The sequence below is a fragment of the Enterobacter sp. CRENT-193 genome (assembly GCF_002787395.1).
GTDB classification, from domain to species: Bacteria; Pseudomonadota; Gammaproteobacteria; order Enterobacterales; family Enterobacteriaceae; genus Enterobacter; species Enterobacter hormaechei_C.
Window position 1 is genome coordinate 981,841 of record NZ_CP024812.1, and the last position, 23,906, is coordinate 1,005,746.

The window sequence follows — 23,906 nt, forward strand, 5'->3', positions numbered from 1 at the left end:
AAACGTAAAGTACGGTAATCCGTGATACGGCTCGTAAACCCGTTACCGACAGGCGAGAAAACCACCAGCCGGAACTACCCTTGTTGTACACCTACTGCAAGGAGACGGTCATGACAAACAATCCTCCCTCATCGCGTATCCAGCCAGGCGAGTATGGTTTTCCCCTTAAGCTGAAGCCCCGCTATGACAACTTTATTGGCGGCGACTGGGTGGCGCCCGTCGACGGTGAATACTATTCCAACCTGACGCCCGTTACCGGCCAGCCGTTGTGTGAAATTGCCAGTTCGGGCAAGCGGGATATCGATTTAGCGCTGGATGCGGCGCATAAGGCGAAAGATAAGTGGGGACAAACGTCCGTTCAGGACAGAGCGGCCATTTTGTTCAAAATCGCCGATCGGATGGAGCAGAATCTGGAGCTGCTGGCGACCGCAGAAACGTGGGACAACGGCAAGCCGATCCGGGAAACCATGGTGGCGGACGTGCCGCTGGCGATTGACCATTTCCGCTATTTTGCGTCCTGCATTCGTGCCCAGGAGGGGGGAATAAGTGAAGTTGACAAAGATACCGTGGCGTATCACTTCCACGAGCCGCTCGGCGTGGTGGGGCAAATTATTCCGTGGAACTTCCCGCTGCTGATGGCTAGCTGGAAAATGGCGCCCGCGCTGGCGGCGGGTAACTGCGTTGTGCTGAAACCCGCTCGCTTAACGCCGCTTTCGGTACTGCTGCTTATGGAGGTGATTGGCGACCTGTTGCCGCCGGGGGTCATTAACGTGGTCAACGGGGCCGGGGGAGAGATCGGCGAATATCTGGCTACCTCAAAACGTATCGCCAAAGTGGCGTTCACCGGCTCAACGGAAGTGGGCCAGCAGATCATGCAGTACGCGACCCAGAACATCATTCCGGTCACGCTCGAGCTGGGCGGCAAATCGCCGAACATCTTCTTTGCCGACGTGATGGACGAAGAGGACGCCTTCTTCGACAAAGCGCTGGAAGGGTTTGCGCTGTTCGCGTTTAACCAGGGCGAAGTCTGCACCTGTCCGAGCCGCGCGCTGGTGCAGGAATCCATTTATGAGCGCTTTATGGAGCGGGCGATCCGGCGCGTGGAGTCGATTCGCAGCGGTAATCCGCTGGATAACGTTACCCAGATGGGGGCGCAGGTATCGCATGGCCAGCTGGAAACCATCCTCAACTATATTGATATCGGTAAAAAAGAGGGGGCCGATGTGTTGACCGGCGGTCGTCGTAAGGTGCTGGGCGGCGATTTGCAGGAGGGCTACTACCTTGAGCCGACTATCCTGTTCGGTAAGAACAACATGCGCGTTTTCCAGGAGGAAATTTTTGGACCGGTGCTGGCCGTCACCACGTTTAAAACCATGGACGAGGCGCTGGAGCTCGCCAACGACACGCAGTATGGCCTGGGGGCGGGCGTCTGGAGCCGTAACGGTAATCTGGCCTATAAAATGGGCCGGGGCATTCAGGCCGGACGCGTATGGACAAACTGCTATCACGCCTATCCGGCTCATGCGGCGTTTGGCGGCTACAAGCAGTCGGGCATCGGGCGTGAAACCCATAAGATGATGCTGGAGCACTACCAGCAAACGAAATGTCTGTTGGTCAGCTACTCCGATAAACCGCTGGGGTTGTTTTAATCTCCGGGCTCAGGCCGTCCCGGGTGGGGTGGCCTGAGCCGGGTTAAAGCCGGGTGGCGGCTTCGCCTTACCCGGCCTACTTTTTACTCCCTCTCCCGTGGGAGAGGGCTGGGGTGAGGGCAACAGGCCGCAGTTATTCAGCTTTCATCCACCCATATCCGCATTTCCCCTTCCCCCCGGTTTGCCCAGCTGAACCACGGAATAAAGGTCAGCGTCCGGGGCTGACGTTCTACCGGTGAGTGGTCGTACTGCCACAGGGCATCAGTGTCCTTCGCCTGACACCCGATCCCTTCTGCCTGTATCAGCATCTTGTGCGCGAAAATGCCTTTGCCTTCAAATACCCGAAACGCGCTGTCCTGGGGCAAAGAAAGGTTATGCAGATTTGCGCCGTTATCGGCTTCTTCCAGGCAGTAAATCAGCGGCCCACGCTGCAATGCGACTTTCCCCGCCTGCTGGCGCACCTGCGGGTTGCCGTACACGCGGCGGACCGGCATCGGTAACGTCAGCGTCAGCGTGTCGCCTTCCTGCCAGCTGCGGTTGAGGTATAAGTATCCACGGGAGACCTCGCCTGTAATGGCCTGACCATTGAGCGAAACAGCCGGTTCCGCACACCAGTCCGGCAGCCTCAGGGCCAGCGTGTGAGTCACCGGAACTGGTGAGGTAATCTCGATTTTCACCTGCTCATGCCACGGATAGTTCCCGTTAATCCGCAGCTGGAGGATGTTATCCCCAACCGGAATGGCGACGTCGTTCCCCACGTACAGGTTGATCAACAGCGCGTCCGGGCGAACGGTATAAATGTAGTGCCCCAGCGAGGTCAGCACGCGCGCAATATTCGGCGGGCAACAGGCGCAGCCGAACCAGCGCTGGCGCACCGGTTTGACGTGGTCATAGATATGGTTAAAGGCCAGGGTTTTCGGGTGCACTTCCAGCGGATTCACATAAAAGAAATGCTTACCGTCCAGCGCCATGCCGCCCAGCACCGTGTTGTACAGCGCGCGCTCCATCACGTCGGCGTAGTGGCCGTCCGCCTCCATCTCCAGCATCCGGCGGGCAAACATCATCAGGCCGATGGAGGCGCAGCTTTCGGCGTAGACCGTATCGTTGGGCAGATCGTAATCGCTGCTGAACGCCTCGCCGCTGCTTTGGGAGCCAATCCCGCCGGTGATGTACAGCTGGCGCTGTGCCATGTTGTTCCACAGCCGCAGGCAATCCTGACGTTTCCCCTCGTCGTTGCTCAGGCGCGCCAGATGCGCCATGCCCGCCATCAGATAGACAAAACGCACGGCGTGGCCGATGGCCGTTTGTTGTGCGGCAAGGGGCAGATGCGCCTGGCTGTAGGCTTTGTCCTTGACCATCCACGCCGGGCCATAGGTGTTCCAGTATGACGTTCTGCCGCGCTTCTCGTATTCGATATCGTAGAAGTGAGGCTGCGCGCCGCGTTCCTCAATAAAGTATTTCACCAGATTGAGATAGCGTGGCTCCTGCGTGACGTCGTACAGCCGCATCAGCGCCAGCTCGATTTCCGGGTGGCCCGGATAGCCGTGCAGCTGGTTTTCGCCCGGGCCAAACACGCTGTCGATATGATCCGCCAGCCTGCACACCACGTCCAGCAGGCGGTGCTTTCCGGTTCCCTGGAAATACGCCACACCCGCTTCAATCATATGCCCGGCGCAGTACAGTTCGTGGCATTCGGCCAGATTGGTCCAGCGCTCGGCCGGTGCTTTCACCGTGAAATAGGTATTGAGATAGCCATCTTCACACTGCGCCGCTGCGACCAGCTCGATCACCTCGTCGGCGGTTTTTTCCAGTTCAGCATCCGGCTTCTGGCACAGCGACCACGCCACGGCTTCGAGCCATTTCGCCACGTCGCTGTCCTGAAAGACCATCCCGTAGAACTCCCCCTGTTCCAGACCGGCCGCGATGCGGAAGTTGGCGATGGCGTGGCTGGGTTCGGCCTCTGCCACGCGATCGTTAAGCGCATCCCACTGGTAGGGGATCACCACATCGCGGACCAGCCGTTGGTACTGACCAAGAAACGGGTCGTTGATTTTCAGCTGATGCAGGTCGGCTTCCATTATGGTCATATCGTTCTCCTCAGGACTGTACATGACGCTGGCGCAAAACGGTGGCAATGCGCGACATCACGGGATTGTTAAGCCTGCACCAGCGGATAGCGACCGCCAGCAGCAGGTGGAAAAGGGCAGGGAGCAGCGTCTCCATGGCGGTGATGCCCTGCAATGAGGCGGGCGTCTGGTTACCCGCGCCTGGCTGATAGGCCACGGCAATAAACACCAGGCTGATGATCCCGGCGCTGGATGCCCACGCGAGCTTGATGAAAAACAGATTGAAGGCGAAGTTCATCCCCGAGGAGCGCACGCCGGTTTTCCATTCGCCGTAATCATCGGCAAAGGCCATCAGTGAGAAGTGCAGCGGCAGGGTGAAGCCCAGGATCACGCCGTTACTTAAAATCACGATCAGCCAGAGCGTCTGGTGCGCCGGGCCACCCGGCAGGAACCACATTCCCACCGCAAGCGCAGCAAGTACCAGGTTGGTGTAGTAGTAGAGTTTGACGGTATCAATCCGCCGCGACAGCGGGCTGACGATCACCGCGCCCAGAATGGCAGCAAAGGTCACCATGGTGAAAAACAGCGAGGTGTACGCCGTGCTGCCCTGAAGCACGTAGGTGATGAAATACATGTATCCGCCGCCGCGAATATTGAAGACGTTGATCAGCAGAAACGACATCACCAGCATCAGCAGCAGCTGATCGTTTTTCCGCAGGCCAGCCAGGTGCTCGCGCAGGGTGAATTTACCCATCAGCGCAAGCGGGACGCGCTCGCGCACCCAGAAGAAGCAGCACAGGAACATCACCACAGCGATGGCGCACAGCACGCCAACGCCCAACTGATAACCCCGGGCGGTATTGCCCTGTCCCAGCTCTGACACCAGCCACGGCAGGCCAACGGAGACCAGAAAGCCCGCCACGCCGCACAGTACGAAGCGCCAGGACTGGCAGGATATAACCTCGTTGTGGCGGGTGGTCATGGTGTTGATCAGCGCGCAATACGGCACGTTGATGGCGGTATAGCCCACTGAAAGCAACAGATAGGTGCCGAACGCCCAGGCGATTTTCACGCCCATGCTGGCGTCCGGGACGGTGAAGGTCAGCACGCCGACGATCCCGATAGGAAGCGCGACCCACAGCTGCCACGGACGAAAACGCCCCCAGCGGCTCTGCGTGCGGTCGGCAATCACGCCCATCACCGGATCGGAAATCGCGTCAAATACCCGAAGGGCAATAAACAGCGTGCCCACCAGCGCGGGCGTCAGGCCAAATACATCGGTATAGAAAAAGGTCAGGAAGTTCATGATCAGGCAGGTAATTACCGTGCCGCCCGCGTCGCCCAGGCCGTAGCCAATTTTCTCGCGGACTGACAGCCGTTCATCGGCTGCCTGTTTTGCAACTTCTGCGTCTGTAATCGGTGTGGAAGTCATGGGGTAACTCCTCGATAAACGATTTTTTTATCGTATTTGTGCAAGGTACCCCATTTATTCTGCATTCAACGGGCAGACCAACAAGGGAAGGGAAAAGTATAAAAAGGTGACAATTCCGACCTGATGATAAAACTGTGAGTTTGATCGAGCCGTTCTGCTGATATTTATTAATAATCAAGGGATAAAGACAATATTAGCCACCATAAAAGCGGAAAAATGAATATCCATGCTTGAATTATCCATAGCACTTCCGATCAGGGTTCAAAATGGCGGGTTATTTATCTCCCGGGGCGTGGGCCGTCATCCCGCACGAAAATTATCTTCGTGGGAGATAATTTTTGTCGAAAAAGGGACATTAACGATCCAGGAGGAAAATACGCTGTTTGAGGTAAACGCTGGCGAGAGTTTATTACTTTGGCCGAAGCGACGGCATGTCGGCGTGGAAGATTTTCCGGACGATCTCAAATTTTACTGGCTGCATTTTGAGGTGGATGAACGCTTGCCGGTGTTGCCAGGCGCGACGCCGCTGTCGATTGAGCAACACTGTAGCGTGCGGGATCCGCAATATGTTATTGCGTTATTCCGTCAGTTTTTAAGCGAGCAGGAAAAATTACAGCGTAGCCAGGCGCTGGAGATAATTTTGCTGTTAATTTTGCAGCAGATATCGCTCTCGCCGGGATATGAAGATAAAGCGGATGATGCGGGCGCAGCAATGGCGTGGAAGGCCAAGCAGCTTATCCGCACGCACTTTCATTTGCCCCTGTCCACTTCACAGCTGGCGAAAGAGCTGCACTGCAACGCCGATTATCTGGGGCGAGTATTTCGCCGGACGTTTCATTTAACCCTGACGGAGGCAATTCACCGCCAGCGCGTCAGGGCCGCTGAAAAACTGCTGCTGAACGATGCGGCCTCATTAACTGAAGTGGCCGCCCGGTGCGGTTTTAATGACGTGGGTTATTTCCGGCAAATATTCTCGAAACATACCGGGTTAACGCCCGCCGTCTGGAAACGGCGGTACTGTAAAGAGCATATTAATTCTGGATGATCACTGGCCGTAATAGGCATTTGCGCCATGCTTGCGCAGGTAATGCTTATCCAGCAATTCCTGCTGCATAACCGGAAGCTGTGGTGCAAGCTGGCGTGAGAAAAGCCCCATATAGGCGCACTCTTCCAGCACCACGGCATTGTGTACCGCATCGGCAGCGTCTTTGCCCCAGGCAAACGGGCCGTGAGAATGAACCAGCACCGCCGGGACCTGCATCGGGCTTATGTCGCGCTCCTCGAAGGTTTTGATAATGACTTCCCCCGTCTGGTATTCATATTCACCCGCGATTTCAGCCGGGGTCATCAGCCGCGTGCAGGGGATCGCACCGTAGAAATAGTCCGCGTGCGTTGTGCCCCACGCGGGTAAATCCTGCCCCGCCTGCGACCAGATGGTGGCGTGGCGGGAATGGGTATGCACAATGCCGCCAATTTCCGGGTAACGACGATACAGCGCGAGATGGGTCGGGGTGTCGGAGGAGGGTTTTTTACTCCCCTCGACCACTTTACCCGTGGCGATATTTACCACCACCATATCTTCTGCGGTCATCACGTCGTACTCCACGCCGGATGGTTTGATCACCATCATGCCGCTGTCACGGTCAACAGCGCTGACGTTGCCCCAGGTGAACGTCACCAGCTGGTGGGCGGGCAGGGCGAGATTTGCCGCCAGCACCTCGGCTTTGAGTTGTTCTAACATGTCATGCCTCCTTCCTGCATTCGGGCTTCAATCCAGCGGCGCGCCTGGATGATCTCCAGCACCGGCTCTTTGGCTTTCTCGGTCCACATTTCAATCAGAAATGCGCCGCGATAGTTAAGTTGATTCAGCGTGTTAAACACGCCAACGAAATCGACGCAGCCCTCGCCAAACGGCACGTCGCGGAACTGGCCGGGGCTTTTTTCGGTTACGGGCCGGGTATCTTTCAGGTGGATAGCGGCGATGCGGTCAATGCCCAGCGTCAGCTCGGCGGTGACGTCGTTGCCCCACGCGCTCAGGTTGCCGACGTCCGGGTAAACGCTGAACCACGGCGAGGCGAGCATGTCGTCCCACTTTTTCCACTTGCTGATGGAGTTCATAAACGCGGTGTCCATGATCTCTACCGCCAGCATTACCTGTGCGGCGGCAGCCTGCTCCACGGCCCACGCCAGCCCTTCGGCAAAGCGCTGTTGCGTGCCCTCGTCATGCTCCTCGTAGTACACGTCATAACCCGCAAGCTGGATGGTGCGAATACCCAAATCACGGGCCAGCCGGATGGCTTTGGTCATGATCTCGCGGGCACGTTCGCGCACGATTTCTTCGCGGCTGCCAAACGGGAAGCGACGGTGGGCAGACAAGCACATCGACGGGATCGCCACGCCGGTCTCCAGCATCGCTTCCACCAGAGAGGCGCGCTGCGTGGTACTCCATTCAAGGCGCGATAAACGCTCGTCGGTCTCATCCACCGACATCTCCACAAAATCGAAGCCGCAGCTTTTTGCCAGAACCAGGCGCTCCGGCCAGGAGAGATCTTTTGGCAGCGCTTTTTCGTAAATGCCTAACGGATGCTGACGCATGGTTACTCTCCCCAGATGTCGCGGATTTGCGAATGGAATGCCTGTGCCACCTGCGGCGGATTATCGGCGCCAGCCAGCGCGCGACCGGCAATGAAGGCTTTGACGTTGATCTGCTTAAACAGCGGCAGGTCAGCGGGGGTGATACCGCCAGTGATGGAAAGCTGTAGCCCGATATCGGACAGCGCCTTCATTTTGCTGAGATCCGCCTCGCCCCACTGCTGGCCGCTGGCCTGTGCGTCGCGCCCGCGGTGGTATATCGCCTGCTTCACCCCGATGCGGTGCCACGCGCGCGCGTCGTCCAGCGTCCAGTTGCCAAACAGCTCCATCTGGATCTCGCCGCCGCCGCGCAGTGCGACCTCGTGGCCACGTTCAACGGTGGCCAGCGGGGCGGCACAGATGATGGTCATCCAGTTTGCGCCTGCGCCAAACGCCTGTTCAGCCAGCGTTTCTCCGGCATCGGCGACTTTCCAGTCCGCCACGATAATTTTATCCGGACACTGCGCACGCAGGGCGCGAACGGCGTTTAGCCCTTCGGTCAGGCACAAAATGGTGCCAGCTTCGACGATGTCGACGTGCTCGGAAAGCGTCGCGACATCGCGCTGCGCGGCCTGAAGCGAGGTGTGGTCGAGCGCCAGCTGCAATAATGGTCGGCTCATAGGTCGTACTCCTTAACACGGGCGTGATAGCCCTGTAATGCTGAAATCAGTAGCTGGTAACGGTGATATTTGCGCTGGTAGGCGGCATGGGCACGCATGTCAGGTTCAATCATCCGGATGTCATGCCTGAGGGCGCGCTGAGCGGCGTAAAAATCAGGATAGAGACCTGTACCGACGAGCGCGGCCAGCGCCGCACCGGAACAGCCGGTCTCTTCCACCTGCGGGAGTTCAATCGCCAGGCCGCTGACGTCCGCGAGCATCTGCATCCACACGTCCGAATGGGTGGGGCCGCCCGTCACGCGCAGGGCCTGCACATGGGAAAAGCGTTCGAGCATACGGTTGAGGTGGGTCATGTGGCTGAATACCACCCCTTCATAAACCGCCTGGAGGAGGTGCGCGCGGGTATGCAGCGCCTGCAAACCATAGAAACCGCTGGTCATCTCCAGCCCGGCGTTGCTGCCGTAGAGGAAAGGCAGGAAGAACACATCGCTTTCAGCTTTTGGCAGGCTGGCCACGGCGTGGTTAATCTCATCAAATGACATATCGCCCCATTGGGCCGTCAGCCATTCCAGGTTGCCGGACGACGTGGGGCTGGCTTCATGAACGATGAACTGCTGCGGATGGACGTAGCGGCCATAGACGTAGGGGAACGGCTCGTTGTCGCGGATGCCGTGGGCAATCCCACTGGTCACGGCCCAGGTCCCCATTACGGCATTCAGCGTATGTTCGTCATGCAGCCCGGCGCAGATCGCGGTGGAAACCACATCAAACAGTCCACCAACGACGGGAGTACCCGCCGTGAGACCGGTCAGTGCGGCTGCCTGAGCGGTGATTTCCCCGCAAATTTCTGCTGAACCGATAATGGACGGCAGGGCACCGTCAATGTCGCTGATGCCGAGCCAGCGCGTGAGCTGCGGATCGTACTGCCCGGTATTCATGTTGTAGAGATTGGATTCCGAGATGTTGCTCTCTTCGCAGCCTTTGACCCCGGTCAGACACCAGCGCAGGTAATCGTGCGCCATCATCACGCTGCCAATTTGCTGATACCGCTGCGGCTCGTTCTCTTTAACCCAGCGCAGGAGCGAGGCCGGATGCCCCGTCCACAGCGTCTGGCGAGTATGCGGATAGAGCTTTTCGGGTATACCGTCCTGCTGCCAGCGTTGCACGATCTCCAGCGCACGGCGATCGGAGGAGAGTATGGCGTTACCCAAGGGGCGATTCTGTTTATCGAGCAAAAACAGCCCCTTCCCCTGGGCTGAAATGCCAACGCCTTTGATCTGACCGCCGTCAGCGCCTGAATTTTTGAGCAGCAGGGCGACCGTTATGTGGCAGTGCTGCCAGAGCTGGTGCATATCCCGCTCGGCGTAGCCGGCACGTGGGCTGAGCGTGGTCACTGAGCGGCGTTCAATACAGACTTCTTTGCCCTGACTGTTGTATAAACCGGCTTTCAGATAAGTACCGCCACAATCGATACCCAGCCAGAAGGGCTCTTTTTCACTCATCTTCTTCTCGCTTAATTGCCGGGTGCTTCGCTTACCCGGCCTACGGTTCGGTTTTCTCCCTCTCCCCGTGGGAGAGGGCTGGGGTGAGGGCATCAGGCCGCACGTTTATGTGGAGTCACCGTGGGATTAGGCTCTGCTCCGGCATCGCATTTCGCCGGTAACAGCAGGGCCAGCAGCGATGCCAGCGCCAGCGAAACCGCCAGGCAGTAAACGCCTGCGTCTTTGCTGTACAGGGTGATCAGTACGCCTACCGCATAAGGACCGCAGAACCCGCCGAGGTTGCCCAGGGCATTGATCACGCCGCGAGCGCCACCCGCCATCTCAGCGCTGAACAGACGCGCCGGGATAGTCCAGAACACGCCCGCTGCGGATTGCAGGAAGAAGCCACAGCCCACCAGCGCGGCATAGGCCAGCCAGGTGTGCTCTTTCAGCGCCACGGAGAGGAACATGCAGAGCGCAAAGCCAATCAATGGCAGGGAGACAAACAGCTTGCGCTTGCCGGTGCGGTCAGAGAGTGAAGAGAACAGGAACATGCCGGCAATGGCGCCGATGTAAGGCAGAATGGCGAGCATTCCCACCTGGCCGATGCTGGTGTGCGTCAGTTCTTTCAGAATGGTGGGCAGCCAGAGGGTGTAACCGTAAATGCCGGTCTGGTAGAAGAAGTTGAGGGCGATCAGCTGCCACATGGTTTTGTCAGACAGCACCGCGCTGAGCGAGGCGTTTTTCACCTCTTTACCCGCAATGGCCTGCTGCTCTGCCGCCAGCGTTTGTACCAGGTAGTTTTTCTCGGCCTCAGAGATCCAGCGCGCTTCCTGAGGCCGGTCGTAGACGGTGAACGCCCACAGCACCAGCACAACAACGGACATCAGACCTTCAATAATGAACAGCCAGCGCCAGTCGAGAGCGGTAATAATCCAGCCCGACAGCGGGGCGGTGATGATCCCGGCGATGGGCACGAACATGATCACAATCGCGTTGGCGCGGCCGCGCTCGGCATCCGGGAACCAGTTACTGATCATCGTGAGCACAACGGGCAGCATCCCGCCTTCCGCCACACCGAGTAAGAAGCGCAGCACCAGCAGCTGATACTGGTTGGTCACAAGCCCGGTCAGAACCGAGATCACCGCCCAGGCAACCAGCGACCAGCCGATAAACTTCTTACCGCTGCCGTGCACGGCAATTTTGCCGCCGGGAACTTGCAGGAACAAATAGCCGATAAAAAAGATCCCCCCCGCCAGGCCCGCCATCGTGGCGGAAATGCCCAGCTCTTCATCCATACCGCCGGGCATCGCAAAAGCTATATTTACGCGGTCCATATAGGAAATAATGCAGGCGATAAGAATAGGGGGAATGATCCTTAGCCAGCGTTGACGCGGAATGTCCGCGTGTAGAGCATTAGAAGAAATATTCATAGTTAATATCTCAGTGAAGGTAACCGGAAAATGTATTCTTTATTTTTATTGTGATGCTTTATTCATAGCGCTAATGCCGTCGCGCAAAATAGCGATGCGATGGCTGACGTCAGCATTAGCATTTATTTCCAGTAATTTAATACCGGAGAATTTCAATGTTGCGGCGCTCGCCGCAGTAAACAGCGCTTTTACATGTTCAATGGACATGAGACTGTCGGCGCAGAACGAAGAAAACGGCGCGTGCAGATCCTGCCATTCTCCATACTCACCGTGAGGGGTCGTGCCCGAAAACATCAGCGCCCCCAGTTTCCCGGCAGCGAGTGCCGCCTGAACATGTTCCAGCGGAAGGGCGGTGTTGCGACCTTCAATAGCCGAACGTGCCCAGTTGATACAGACGCTGATATCGGTCTCTTTCACTACCTCCAGCACCTGCTCTAAGGGCAAGAACCCTTTACGCGGCGCCGGGCCATTCATCGCATCACAGTGTTCCAGCACCAGATCGCAGCCCCAGTCCCAGCTCGCGATTTCCCGTACCGAGCGGGAGAATGCTTCTGTCGCTTGCTCGACAGATTCATTACCCGCCTGCGGTGCGGCCTGCATTTCCAGAGCGACCACTTTCCCGGGAAAGCGGGTGTTAACGGCATCAATCTTTTGATGCAGATGGCGGTAATATTCAATGCACGCTTTACGCTGTTCTTCGTCCGCGGACGCCAGGCCAAACGCGCCGTTGCTGCCGCGGCGGCGCATGGTTTCCATAACGGCTGTGACAACGATCTGCCAGTTGCCCGGCGTATGACGAAACAGCCATTCATCACCAAACGGATGGAGATTTTCAAGGCAAGGTTGTTCCAGCCCGCGAATATTTGGCGTGTCGGAAAGTTCCCGCCAGAAGGTGTATTCTTCCTGCTCCCCTTTCTGGTGAAACGAGGGTGCGCAGGGGTACGCACCAATAATAAAACCGGTGTTGGTCATTTCGCATTCCTGTATTTATCAGAAAATTAATCTAATTCGCTGATGGCCACTTTCACCACAATTTTACGAATTGCGGATCCCTTGTTTTTAATACAGGCAGGACGGTGAACATCCTGCGGGAAAAATATGGCGTAACTGCCAGGTATCATTTCGATAAACGACTCGTGTTCACTGTCGTGATAAAAAATAATATCCCGTTGCTCCAGCAATGATTCGCTGATTTTGTTATTCCCGGTATCAATAGCAATACCGATTTTTTCTTCACCCCAGGCCAGAAACTGGATATCCAGATAGCGGCGATGGACTTCAGGGCGGTTCTCGTGCTGCTCCTTTGTGGTGAGGTCGAGAACCTGGGCAAAAATGTTGCGGCCTTCAATTTCGATCACGCCCGGTGCCAGGGTGGTGAAATTCGTGGTACGCAGAAAATTAAGCGCCTTTTCTATCGCCAGCGGCAGGCGACATGGATTTGGCTGTGCAATATGTCCGAATATCATGACCCACTCCTTACAGAGACTGGATTTTCGCCCACACGCTGTCGTCGATGGTGATGCCGTCCCGGCGGTTTTCTTCCAGCAGGCGAGTAAATTCATGTCCAGGCAGACGGACGGCGACATTTTCATCAGCGCGTTCTGCGGTGGTGATGAAGTCCATGATGCGCTGTAGTTTGGCATCGCGGGTTGGACCGTCGATCAGGCGATCCACTTCGACGGCGATAAAGATCTGCGATACGCCGTATTCGTCGCTGTTGTCCTGGGTCACTTCCGCAACGGACGCGCCGTCAGAGAGCAGGGTGGCGATCATGTCGAGCACAATCGATAAGCCAGAACCTTTCCAGTAGCCCATGGGCAGAATGCGACGGTTTTTCTCAATCACGCCCGGCTCTCTGGTCAGATTGCCTTCATCGTCAAAGCCGCCGTCGACCGGTAATTCGCGTCCGGCCAGGCGATTCACCTCCAGCATGCCGTAGGAGAACATCGACATCGACATATCGACCATGGTGATTGGATTCGACGGGATAGCGACGATCAGCGGGTTTGTGCCGATGCAGCATTCTTTTGATCCCCACGCGGGCATCACGGCAATAGAGTTGGTCCAGCAGATGCCGATATAGCCTTTCTCCGCCGCCTGCCAGCCGTAGCTGCCGCCGCGCATCCAGTGGTTCGCGTTACGCAGCGCCACCAGGCCGATCCCGTGATCGGACGCCAGCTCAGTAGCACGGTCCATCATCTTCTTCGCCGTCAGGTTGCCGATGGAACGCTGCGCATCCCACTGTTCGATGGCGCCTAATGTCGTTACGCGTTTCGGCTGGGCGTCAGGGATGATGTCGCCTGCGTCAAGCTGCTGAATAAATCGCGGGAAGCGGTTGACGCCGTGTGAATAAACGCCGGACTCCGTGGTGCGGGCGAACATCTCGGCGCAGGCGTCAGCGGTATCCGCTTTTACACCGCGATCGAGCAGAACCCGATTGAACGCCGCTTTCAACTCTTCGAAGGTCACTTTCATCCCTGTTCTCCTGTTTTTTTAGGGGCAAGTGCGAGTGCTTTTTTATCACTAAATTTCACTATGCGAAATATGATTTCAAATATAACGATCAAATTTTGTCAGATCAACGACATTCACGTTTTTCAAATCGATTAAAATCAAATGGTTGTGTTTTTTCTGTTGAGATCGTGAACTAAAACACACTTTGCGCTACCATCAGGGCGCAATAAACAGGAGCTATTGGATGAGCATAAAAGAGAGCGAAATGACGCAAGAAAAAGAGAGGCCAGCAGGTAGCCAGAGCTTGTTTCGCGGCCTGATGCTGATTGAAATCCTCAGTAACTATCCGAACGGGTGTCCGCTTGCGCATTTATCAGAACTGGCGGGGCTGAATAAAAGTACCGTGCACCGGTTATTGCAGGGGTTGCAGTCGTGCGGGTACGTGACGCCAGCGCCGGCGGCAGGGAGCTATCGTTTGACCACCAAATTTATCGCCGTCGGGCAAAAGGCACTTTCATCTCTCAATATTATTCACGTGGCGGCGCCGCACCTCGAGGCGCTGAACATTGCCACCGGCGAAACGGTCAACTTCTCCAGCCGTGAAGATGATCACGCGATCCTGATTTATAAGCTTGAGCCGACAACCGGTATGCTGCGCACGCGCGCATATATCGGCCAGCATATGCCGCTCTATTGTTCTGCAATGGGCAAAATCTATATGGCGTTTGGTCATCAGGATTACGTGGCGAGCTACTGGGAAAGCCACCAGGAACAGATCCAACCTTTGACCCGCAACACCATCACCGAACTGAGCGCGATGTATGATGAGCTGGCGGAAATTCGCGATCACAGTATGGCGATGGATAAAGAAGAGAACGAGCTGGGTGTGTCATGTATCGCCGTGCCGGTCTTTGATATTCACGGGCGCGTACCCTATGCCATCTCCATTTCGCTGTCGACGTCGCGCATGAAGCAGGTGGGTGAGAAAAACTTGCTAAAACCGCTGCGTGACACGGCGGAAGCTATCTCGAAAGAACTGGGGTTTAACGTGCGCGAGGCGTAACTGATGAACCAATTTATCCTGGCGGATCCTGAAAAATGTATCGGGTGTCGTACCTGTGAGGTAGCGTGCATGATGTCGCATCAAAGCAGCGCCACGCCAGTAGCGTTTACGTCACGGATCCGCGTGGTTAAGGGGGAAACCTTCACCACGGCAGTGGGCTGCCACCAGTGTGAAGATGCGCCCTGCGCGAATGTCTGCCCGACGGGGGCCATTCACCGCGCTGCGGGAGCCTGGCTCGTTAAGCAATCGCGCTGTATCGGCTGCAAAAGCTGTATGGTGGCGTGCCCGTTCGGGGCAATGCAGGTTCGGGTCGTGGAAGATCGCGTTCAGGCGCTGAAATGTGATTTGTGCGCGCATCGCGAGGGCGGTCCCGCCTGCGTCGAAGCCTGTCCCACCCACGCGCTGCGCTGCATAGACCCCGCCAGCTTACGCGCGGAACGGCTGCGTAATATGGCCTGAGGTTTTATTAACCGGCCTCGCGCCAGGCGTTCTCAATCTCTTCGGCGAGAATTTTCACACCCGCTTCGATTTTTTCCGGGTCCGGGACGTAGTTCATACGCATGCACTGGTGCGTGTGCGGCCACGGCTTATCCAGCCCCGGGAAGAAGTAATCCCCTGGCACCATCAGTACGCCACGTTTTTTCAGACGCTGATAAAGCAGCTCTGTCGTAATGGGCAGATCCTTAAACCACAGCCACAGGAAAATTGCCCCTTCCGGTTTATGGATCAGGCAGCGTTCTTCCGGTAAGTAGCGGCGAAGGATGGCTATAGTTTCCTGAACGCGCTGAGAGTAAAACGGCTTAATCACCTCATTCGACAGGCGCAGCAGGTCGTTACGCCTGATCATCTCGCACATCATCGCCGGGCCGATGCCGCCAGGCGAAAGGCTGATAATGCCGTTCATGTTGGTAATGGCGGTGATGATTTTCTCGTTAGCAATGATAATGCCGCAACGGCTGCCCGGCAGGCCCAGCTTGGAGAGGCTCATGCAGAGGATGATATTCGGGTTCCATAGCGGACGCGCTTCGCTGAAGATGATCCCCGGGAACGGTACGCCATAGGCGTTATCGATCACCAGCGGGATGCCGTGCTGATTCGCCAGCGCATCCAGCTTCATCAGCTCGTCGTCGGTGATCACGTTCCCCGTCGGGTTGGTGGGACGAGATACGCAGATCATGCCCGTCTCTTCACCGATATGCAGATGTTCAAAATCGACGTGATATTTGAACTGGCCCTCTGGCAGCAACTCGATATTCGGACGTGCGGAAACAAACAGGTCTTCTTCGAGGCCGGCATCGGCATAGCCAATATACTCCGGTGCCAGCGGGAACAGCACTTTTTTCGTGGTGCCGTCGGCGCGGCGTCCGGCGAACAGATTGAATAAGTAGAAAAACGCGCTCTGACTGCCGTTTGTCAGTGCAATATTCTGTGGTTCGATATCCCAACCCAGCGCTTCCCGCAGCATTGCCGCCAGAAGCGTCAGTAGTTCTGTTTTACCCTGAGGGCCGTCGTAATTACATAGCGCATCGGTTGCTTTACCGTTTTCCAGCATCTCTGCCAGCAGCGTCTGGAAGTAGGTGTTCATCTCCGGAATTTGAGCCGGGTTTCCGCCGCCAAGCATGATAGCGCCTGGGGTGCGCAGCCCGTCGTTGAGGTCCTCCATCAGGCGGGTAATGCCTGAATGGCGGGTAAATTTGTCGCCGAAAAGTGAAAACGTCATAGCAGGTGATCTGTCGGGCTTAATATGAAAGGCAGTAACCATAACGCCAGCACCGTGTTGGTGCAAATCGGCGGATGTGGTCGGATTTGTTGTTTTATGTGGCGGGTTTGTATTTGTGTGGTGAATTGTTCTGGTGAATGCCCCTCACCCCAGGCCTCTCCCCTTTGGGGAGAGGGTTAGGGTGAGGGGGTCTATTGATTACCCGCCCACACCACCATCACCTTATCGCCCTTGTGCTCGCGCACAAAGCCGTAGCCTTCTTTCATCGACAGCGTTGTTTGCTTGCCTTCACCCACCGCCGGATGACGGGCGCGGAACTGCCCCAGAAGCTGCCAGTGGGCGACAGTTAACGCCTGTTTACCCGTGACGTCCTGCCAGTTCATATCCGAACGGGTTCCCTGTAGCGGATCGGAGCCCGTCGGGCCGAAAGGACGCTCTGATTCATCGCCGTAATAGATCTGCACGCTTCCCGGTGCCAGCAGCAGTAACTCAGCGGCGCGCTGGCCTCCTTCACGGAACAGACGCGTATCATGGGAGGAGAGATAGCTCAGCACATTAAAACTTTGCAGCTTTTCTGCCATTTGCTGCCAGGTCAAATCCATATCGGCCAGGCAGTCCACCGCTTTTGCCGCCTGCTCCTGATAGTCAAAATTGATCATCGCATCGAAGCCGTGGCGGTAATAATCGCTCTGCATCACGCCGTGGCCCCAGGATTCACCGGTCATCCAGAATGGCGCATCGTCGAGTTTTTTGTCCGGGTTGGCGGCTTTCCACGCGGCCAGCGCCTGGCTGGCCTGGTTTTTCAGTTGCAGCCAGGCTTCAGGCTCAACGTGCTTAGCGGTATCGACCCGGAAACCGTCGATGCCGTAGTCACGTACCCACTGGCTAAGCCAGTGAGTCAGGTAATCTCGCGGCGTGAAATTCGTCATCACTTTCGCGTTGGTGTCGGGCTTGTGTTGATAAAAGTTCGGCAAACCTGACGGGATCTTAGATTCCGTTTTCAGATCAGGCAGGAAGGCCAGCGACATGGTCAGATCGTCAAAGCCCGGGTTGTCGTAATCACCGATATCGGTACGGATCCATTTTTTACCCCACCATTTTTCCCATGCGGCTTTGTCACTGAAGTTGATGTAATCGTTGAAGCTGTGCCAGCTTTGCCCCGCTCCTGGCTTCCAGTCAGTCCAGCGCTCGCCGAGGGTTTTTTTCAGCTCATCGCCCTGCAAATAGAGCGCGCCAAACTGATACTCCTGCATATCTGCAAGCGTCGCATAACCCGCGTGGTTCATGACAATGTCAAACAGGACGCGGATACCGCGCCTGTGCGCGTCGTCGACAAGCTGGCGTAAATCATCTTCGTTGCCCATGTTGGCGTCGAGTTTCGTCCAGTCCTGAGTGTAATAGCCGTGATAGGCGTAGTGGGGGAAATCCCCTTTGGTGCCGCCGCCAACCCAGCCGTGGATCTGCTCCAGCGGCGAGCTTATCCAGAGCGCATTCACGCCCAGCTGCTGAAGGTAATCCAGTTTGCTGGTAAGCCCTTTCAGATCGCCGCCGTGGAAAGTACCAATCTCCTGCATACCGTCTTTATGACGGCCATAGCTGTTGTCGTTGGTGGGGTCGCCATTCACGAAGCGATCGGTCAGCACGAAATAGACGGTGGCGTTTTGCCAGCTGAACGGCGCGGGTTTGTCCGTCTCGGCGCGCTCAAGCAGCAGCAGGCCATTGCTGTTGGCGGCTGGCTGAAGAGTCACTTTGCCATTTTGAACGGTCGCGGTCTGTTTACTGTAAAAATCACGCACCACCGTGCCTTCCGGGAAGGTGTTAACGACGTCGATCGTCAGCGGTTTGCCGTCCCACTTCGGGCACTGGCGGGTGACGTTTGCGACAGGCTGTGGCGCCGCACTTTGCACCGTCAACATCAGCGTCGGCGTTCCCGAGCGCGTATCAATACGCATCTGATAAACGCCGTCACGGAATAACCGCCACTGCGGTGGGGTGCCTTCGCACGGTTTGAGCGACAGCATTTCGTTGAGCTTAATGGCACCTGTCGGCTGCCAGCACGCGTTGTCAAGACTCAACGTCAGCGGGCGGGTACCCTTCGCAAGCGTTGCCTGGCTGGTAAAGACGCCGGTACCTTCAGCGCTAAACGCGTTAAATCCCGGCGATGACCAGTCGGCATGCGCGAATGCGGGTAACATCAGAACAGCTAATGCAGTGCGTTTCATTCCATTTTCCTGTCGCGGCATTTTTGACCAGTGTGCCATTCGGCTCAGGGGAAAAACTCCTCCTCTACGGCTTTCTGCAAGGAGGACGCGAAGGGATGAGTGATCCCGCGCAAAATTAGGCAGTTATCTGCGATATCGCGCACATTTTTCCAGCGTTGATGCTTTAATGAGCATGTTCCGGATGACATAGTTTCGGAATTGGACTATTTATAGACGTGCTCTTGAAGACTATTTTTGGTACGATTTGAGATTCCGCTCTCAAATTTTTGAAGAAAATAAGGTGTTGGAATGTTTATATCCGACCAGGAGACCTAATGATATCGACTCCCATTCGACGATATGGGGCCGCGATACTCATGTTACTCACCATGGCATTTTCAGGTGAGGTGCTTGCAAAGACGCACACGGATACAACGAGTAAGAAAGCCCACGTAATAAAGACGACAAGCAGTAAGGTTAGCAGTAAACAAGAGTATTCTCGCAATAGTGCAAAGAGTAGTTCACTTCCTGATTTGCGAAAATACCCTTCCGGGACACCAAGGAAAAAAGCGTTTCTCCGGACGGTAATGCCTTACATTAAAAGCCAAAATGCCGCGATTACTGCGGATCGTAACTGGCTGATCTCCAAACAGTACGACAGCCGCTGGTCGCCGTCTGAGCGCACTCGCCTTAAAGATATCGCCAAACGCTATAAAGTGAAGTGGAGCGGGAACACGCGTCGCGTGCCTTGGAACTCACTGTTAGAACGTGTGGACATCATTCCAGGCAGTATGGTCGCGACAATGGCCGCCGCCGAAAGCGGTTGGGGCACCTCGAAGCTGGCGCGCAACAACAACAATCTGTTTGGCATGAAATGCGTAAAAGGTCGTTGTACTAACGCGCCCGGCAAGGTGAAGGGCTATTCACAGTTTGAATCGGTGAAAGATTCCGTGAATGCCTACGTGGTGAACCTGAACACCCACCCGGCCTATTCCTCGTTCCGTAAGTCACGCGCTCAGCTGCGTAAGGCGGATCAGGAAGTGACGGCCACGGCGATGATCCATAAGCTGAAAGGTTATTCCACTCAGGGACAGCGTTATAACAATTACCTGTTCTCCATGTACCAGGATAACCAGCGTCTGATTGCCGCACATATGTAATGAAAAACGCCTTCCACTGGAAGGCGTTCTTTTTTCTAGAGCAGGACTTCACTGTACCGTTCACGGTACTCCTTCGGCGTGGTGTCATACTCTTTCCTGAACACCGAATAGAAATACTGAAGCGACGGATAGCCACACATCTGTGAAATCTCGTTGATCGACAGCGAGGTGGAGATCAGCAGACTGCGCGCTTTCTCCAGCTTTTCCGCATGGATCACGGCGTGGATCGTCTCACCCACTTCCTCTTTAAACCGCTTCTCCAGATTCGAACGTGATATGCCGACCGAATCGAGCACCTGATCGACCTTAATCCCTTTGCAGGCATGATTGCGAATGTAGTGCATCGCCTGAATCACGGCCGGATCGTTTAATGAGCGGTAGTCAGTTGAGCGACGTTCGACCACGCGAACGGGAGGAACCAGCAGACGCTGGAGCGGCAGGGATTCGTTGTCTAACAGTCTGTGCAGCAGCTTTGCGGCCTGATAGCCCATCTGACGGGTACCCTGAGCCACGGATGAGAGCGCCACGCGCGACAGATAGCGCGTAAGCTCTTCGTTATCAATACCAATCACGCACAGCTTTTCAGGCACCGGAATATGCAAATGTTCGCACACCTGTAATACGTGGCGGGCGCGGGCGTCCGTCACGGCGATAATCCCTGTCTGGGGCGGCAGCGTTTGCAGCCAGTCAGCCAGACGATTTTGTGCGTGCTGCCAGTTTTCTGGCGCGGTTTCCAGCCCCTGATAAACGACGCCGCGATACTTCTCCTGGGCAACCAGCTGGCAGAAGGCATACTCACGCTCCATCGCCCAGCGCTTTCCGCTCGTGGCGGGCAATCCGTAAAACGCAAAACGATGGACGCCTTTCTCCTTTAAATGGAGGAAGGCGGTCTCGACCAGAGCATGGTTATCCGTGGCGATGTAGTGAACGGGAGGATAATGTTCCGGTGTATGATAAGAGCCGCCAACGCCCACGATAGGCACGTCAACGCCACTCAGCAACTGTTCAATCACGGGGTCGTCAAAGTCAGCGATGACCCCGTCGCCCAGCCAGTCTTTGATGTTCTCCAGACGGGTACGGAAATCTTCTTCGATGAAAATATCCCATTCGGATTGCGACGCCTGCAAATATTCGCCAACCCCTTCAACCACCTGCCGGTCATAGGCTTTGTTGGCATTGAATAACAACGTAATGCGGTGACGCTTTTCAAACATGGCTTATTTCCCAAATTAGTCACGATACTGTTATCAGGCGCGCCGCTTGGTGGCAGAGTCCATCCAGACTGCCAGCAAAAGAATGGCACCCTTGACGATATACTGCCAAAACGTCGGCACGTCCATCATACTCATCCCGTTATCCAGCGAAGCCATAATAAATGCGCCCATCACCGCCCCCGCCACGCTGCCAATGCCCCCGGCGAGGCTGGTCCCGCCAATCACGCAGGCGGCGATGGCGTCCAGCTCGGCAATATTACCGGCAGAGGGGGAGCCCGCCCCCAAACGTGAGCTGAGGATCAGCCCCGCGATGGCCACCATCAGGCCGTTGATGGCAAAGACGGCGAGTTTGGTGCGTTCTACGTTAATGCCGGACAAACGCGCGGCTTCAAGATTGCCACCGATGGCATAAATACGGCGACCGAATGCGGTACGCGTGGCCATAAACATCCCACCTAACAGCAACAGCGCCAGCAGCAGAACGGGCGTTGGGACGCCGCGATAATCGTTTAACAGCCAGATGGCGCCCAGTACAATCACCGCAGTAAGCGCCTGACGGCCGACAACCGAGGTTGAAGCAGGCGAGGCCAGCCCCAGCGCCTGGCGACGCATGCGTCCTCGCCATTGCCACGCGACAAACGCCATCAGCCCAACCACGCCGATCGTAAAACCGACGCCATCAGAGAGGTAGCTTTGGCCAATCTGGGACATCGAGGCGCTGGTCGGGGAGACGGTAGTGCCGTTGGTGATCCCAATCAGAATGCCGCGGAAGGCCAGCATCCCCGCTAAGGTGACGATAAACGACGGGACCTTACGGTAGGCCACCCACCAGCCATTCCACGCCCCCAGCAGCAGACCCAGTACCAGCGTGACCGCAATCGTCAGCGGCAGCGGCCAGCCGAGCCAGACGTCAAAAATTGCCGCCACGCCGCCGAGCAGACCCATCATCGACCCTACTGACAGGTCAATTTCCGCTGAGATAATCACAAAGACCATCCCCACCGCCAGGATCCCGGTGATGGCGGTCTGACGCAGCAGGTTAGAAACGTTACGTGCGCTCAAATAGGAGCCATCGGTCATCCAGGTAAAGAACAACATGATCACGATAATGGCGGCAATCATTACAAAAACTTGCAGATTCAGCGATTTAAGTCCTGCGAACGCACCGGGCGTCGGAACAGCGACTTTGATATCAGACGGGTTGCTTTTCGACATGGCGTTCGCTCCTTAAGGCAGCTTCCATCACCTGCTCTTGCGTCAGGTTCTGGTTGTTCAGGTTGGCTTTGAGTTTCCCTTCATGCATGACCAGCACGCGGTCGCTCAGCCCCAGCACTTCAGGCAATTCGGACGAGATAACAATGACGGCAATCCCTTGCTGCACAAGCTGGTTGATCAGCTTGTAGATTTCATACTTCGCGCCGATATCGATCCCGCGCGTGGGTTCGTCCAGAATTAAAATGCGCGGATTAAGCAACAGGCAGCGCGCCAGAATCGCTTTCTGCTGGTTGCCGCCGCTCAGGCGACCTATCGCCAGTTCCGGCGAGGAGGTTTTCACCTTGAGCCTGGCAAGTGACTGAAGAATACACTGCTGTTCTGCGGCATCATCCAGGCTGCTCAGCGCGCCGGAAAACTGGCTGAGCGCCGCCAGCGTGATATTTTTTCCCACCGCCATGACCGGCACGATGCCGTCTTTTTTGCGGTCTTCGGGCACCATAGCAATGCCTTTGGCAATGGCCTGCTGGCAGTTGTCGATTTTTACCGGCTGACCGTCGATATAAATTTTGCCTTCCCAGCGCCCCGGCCAGACGCCAAACAGACACTGCACGGCCTCGGTTCTTCCGGCACCCACTAAACCCGCAATACCGAGAATTTCGCCGCGGTGCAGCGAGAAGGAGAGGTTATCCACGCGCTTGATGTGGCGGTTAACGGGATGCCACGCCGTCAGGTTTTCCACGCGCAGGAGTTCTTCGCCTATGGTGTGTGGTTCGTTGGGATACAGTGCGGTGAGTTCGCGACCCACCATCATGGTGATGATGTCATCTTCGCTCATGCCTTCTGCTTCACGCGTGCCAATGTGCTGCCCGTCGCGGATGACGCAGATGGTGTCGGAAATAGCTTTCACCTCATTGAGCTTGTGCGAAATATAGATGCAGGCGATACCGTAGTTTTGCAGGTCGCGGATGATATTGAGCAGAACGGCGGTTTCCTGTTCGGTGAGTGAGGCGGTTGGCTCGTCGAGGATCAGCAGGCGTACCTGCTTGTTCAGCGCCTTGGCGATCTCCACCAGCTGCTGCTGGCCCAAACCTAAGTCGCCCACGCGCGTATCCGGTGAGATAGCCAGGCTCACCTGGGCCAGCAGTTTTTCGCAGCGCAGCGTCATGGTGTCGTAATCCAGTACGCCGTGGCGTGAGAGTTCGGCGCCGAGAAAAATATTTTCCAGCACGGTAAGGTGCTTCACCAGCGCCAGCTCCTGGTGAATAATAGCGATGCCTTTACGTTCGGTATCGCGAATGTGCGTGGCCTGGAGCACCTCGCCGGCAAAGACGATTTCGCCCTCGTAGCTGCCGTGCGGATAGATCCCGCACAACACTTTCATCAGCGTGGATTTTCCCGAGCCATTTTCGCCGCACAGCGACATCACTTCGCCGGGATTCAGCCGCAGGCTTACGTTATCGACTGCTTTCACCGCCCCGAAGGCTTTGGTAATGCTTTTCATTTCAAGTAAATAAGACATAACTGCTCCGCATGGCCCGACAGATGTACAGGGCAGGTCGATGCGCCC

General features: G+C 56.3%; 20 protein-coding genes. 5 read left to right on the forward strand and 15 right to left on the reverse strand.

The genetic code is table 11. The annotated features are described in order from the left end of the window. The first annotated feature begins 110 nt into the window (after window positions 1-110). Entirely contained in the window at window positions 111-1,649 is a 1,539-nt protein-coding gene (gene aldB / locus CU081_RS04840; RefSeq protein ID WP_022652038.1) for an aldehyde dehydrogenase AldB, read from the forward strand. Between the two features lie 137 nt (window positions 1,650-1,786). On the opposite strand, the gene CU081_RS04845 is transcribed toward aldB, so the two are convergent. Further along, on the reverse strand, window positions 1,787-3,736 hold the full coding sequence (locus tag CU081_RS04845; protein WP_039269132.1) for a glycoside hydrolase family 127 protein: 1,950 nt from the start codon (window positions 3,734-3,736) through the stop codon (window positions 1,787-1,789). Window positions 3,737-3,746: 10 nt separating this feature from the next. Then, entirely contained in the window at window positions 3,747-5,147 is a 1,401-nt protein-coding gene (locus CU081_RS04850) for an MFS transporter (protein WP_022652036.1), read from the reverse strand. A gap of 226 nt (window positions 5,148-5,373) precedes the next feature. Between CU081_RS04850 and CU081_RS04855 the strand changes: the two genes are divergently transcribed. Further along, window positions 5,374-6,192 carry an AraC family transcriptional regulator gene (locus CU081_RS04855; RefSeq protein WP_022652035.1) on the forward strand — a complete coding sequence of 273 codons (819 nt, stop codon included), beginning with the start codon at window positions 5,374-5,376 and terminating at the stop codon, window positions 6,190-6,192. Here CU081_RS04855 and araD read toward each other — a convergent pair whose 3' ends face one another. From araD to yiaK, 8 genes are all read right to left on the reverse strand, one after another. Next, window positions 6,193-6,888 carry an L-ribulose-5-phosphate 4-epimerase gene (gene araD / locus CU081_RS04860; protein ID WP_017382588.1) on the reverse strand — a complete coding sequence of 232 codons (696 nt, stop codon included), beginning with the start codon at window positions 6,886-6,888 and terminating at the stop codon, window positions 6,193-6,195. After that, window positions 6,882-7,742 (reverse strand): L-ribulose-5-phosphate 3-epimerase, encoded by an 861-nt coding sequence (locus CU081_RS04865; RefSeq protein WP_022652034.1) that lies wholly within the window; start codon window positions 7,740-7,742, stop codon window positions 6,882-6,884. Before CU081_RS04865 ends, araD begins: the two co-directional genes overlap by 7 nt. Before the next feature lie 2 nt (window positions 7,743-7,744). Next, window positions 7,745-8,398: a 3-keto-L-gulonate-6-phosphate decarboxylase UlaD gene (ulaD, locus tag CU081_RS04870; RefSeq protein ID WP_022652033.1), complete on the reverse strand. Its 654-nt coding sequence runs from the start codon at window positions 8,396-8,398 to the stop codon at window positions 7,745-7,747. Further along, window positions 8,395-9,900, reverse strand: a complete 1,506-nt coding sequence (locus CU081_RS04875) for an FGGY-family carbohydrate kinase (protein WP_022652032.1) — start codon at window positions 9,898-9,900, stop codon at window positions 8,395-8,397. Before CU081_RS04875 ends, ulaD begins: the two co-directional genes overlap by 4 nt. Before the next feature lie 92 nt (window positions 9,901-9,992). After that, window positions 9,993-11,312 (reverse strand): MFS transporter, encoded by a 1,320-nt coding sequence (locus CU081_RS04880; RefSeq protein ID WP_022652031.1) that lies wholly within the window; start codon window positions 11,310-11,312, stop codon window positions 9,993-9,995. 45 nt (window positions 11,313-11,357) lie between these two features. Further along, complete coding sequence (locus CU081_RS04885; RefSeq protein ID WP_022652030.1) at window positions 11,358-12,284, reverse strand: DUF4862 family protein; 927 nt, start codon at window positions 12,282-12,284, stop codon at window positions 11,358-11,360. A 26-nt stretch (window positions 12,285-12,310) separates the two neighbouring features. After that, window positions 12,311-12,778, reverse strand: coding sequence for a YhcH/YjgK/YiaL family protein (locus CU081_RS04890; protein WP_022652029.1), 468 nt, complete (start codon window positions 12,776-12,778; stop codon window positions 12,311-12,313). A gap of 10 nt (window positions 12,779-12,788) precedes the next feature. Next, on the reverse strand, window positions 12,789-13,787 hold the full coding sequence (gene yiaK / locus CU081_RS04895) for a 3-dehydro-L-gulonate 2-dehydrogenase (protein ID WP_022652028.1): 999 nt from the start codon (window positions 13,785-13,787) through the stop codon (window positions 12,789-12,791). 223 nt (window positions 13,788-14,010) lie between these two features. Between yiaK and yiaJ the strand changes: the two genes are divergently transcribed. Then, window positions 14,011-14,829, forward strand: a complete 819-nt coding sequence (gene yiaJ / locus CU081_RS04900; protein WP_015572751.1) for an IclR family transcriptional regulator YiaJ — start codon at window positions 14,011-14,013, stop codon at window positions 14,827-14,829. A gap of 3 nt (window positions 14,830-14,832) precedes the next feature. Then, window positions 14,833-15,288: a 4Fe-4S dicluster domain-containing protein gene (locus CU081_RS04905; protein ID WP_022652027.1), complete on the forward strand. Its 456-nt coding sequence runs from the start codon at window positions 14,833-14,835 to the stop codon at window positions 15,286-15,288. Window positions 15,289-15,295: 7 nt separating this feature from the next. On the opposite strand, the gene avtA is transcribed toward CU081_RS04905, so the two are convergent. Next, window positions 15,296-16,549: a valine--pyruvate transaminase gene (avtA, locus tag CU081_RS04910; protein ID WP_015572749.1), complete on the reverse strand. Its 1,254-nt coding sequence runs from the start codon at window positions 16,547-16,549 to the stop codon at window positions 15,296-15,298. Between the two features lie 191 nt (window positions 16,550-16,740). Then, entirely contained in the window at window positions 16,741-18,771 is a 2,031-nt protein-coding gene (locus CU081_RS04915) for an alpha-amylase (protein WP_022652026.1), read from the reverse strand. 314 nt (window positions 18,772-19,085) lie between these two features. On the opposite strand from CU081_RS04915, the gene CU081_RS04925 reads away from it, so the two are divergent. Further along, window positions 19,086-19,910: a protein bax gene (locus tag CU081_RS04925; protein ID WP_022652025.1), complete on the forward strand. Its 825-nt coding sequence runs from the start codon at window positions 19,086-19,088 to the stop codon at window positions 19,908-19,910. Between the two features lie 35 nt (window positions 19,911-19,945). On the opposite strand, the gene xylR is transcribed toward CU081_RS04925, so the two are convergent. Genes xylR through CU081_RS04940 form a run of 3 tightly spaced genes read right to left on the reverse strand, consistent with a single transcriptional unit; the run spans window position 19,946 to window position 23,858 of the window. Next, window positions 19,946-21,124 carry a D-xylose utilization transcriptional activator XylR gene (xylR, locus tag CU081_RS04930; RefSeq protein WP_003860152.1) on the reverse strand — a complete coding sequence of 393 codons (1,179 nt, stop codon included), beginning with the start codon at window positions 21,122-21,124 and terminating at the stop codon, window positions 19,946-19,948. 33 nt (window positions 21,125-21,157) lie between these two features. After that, window positions 21,158-22,339: a xylose ABC transporter permease XylH gene (gene xylH / locus CU081_RS04935; RefSeq protein WP_003860151.1), complete on the reverse strand. Its 1,182-nt coding sequence runs from the start codon at window positions 22,337-22,339 to the stop codon at window positions 21,158-21,160. Then, window positions 22,317-23,858 (reverse strand): xylose ABC transporter ATP-binding protein, encoded by a 1,542-nt coding sequence (locus CU081_RS04940; protein WP_022652024.1) that lies wholly within the window; start codon window positions 23,856-23,858, stop codon window positions 22,317-22,319. The genes xylH and CU081_RS04940 overlap by 23 nt, the downstream gene beginning before the upstream one ends. Between the last annotated feature and the right edge of the window lie 48 nt (window positions 23,859-23,906).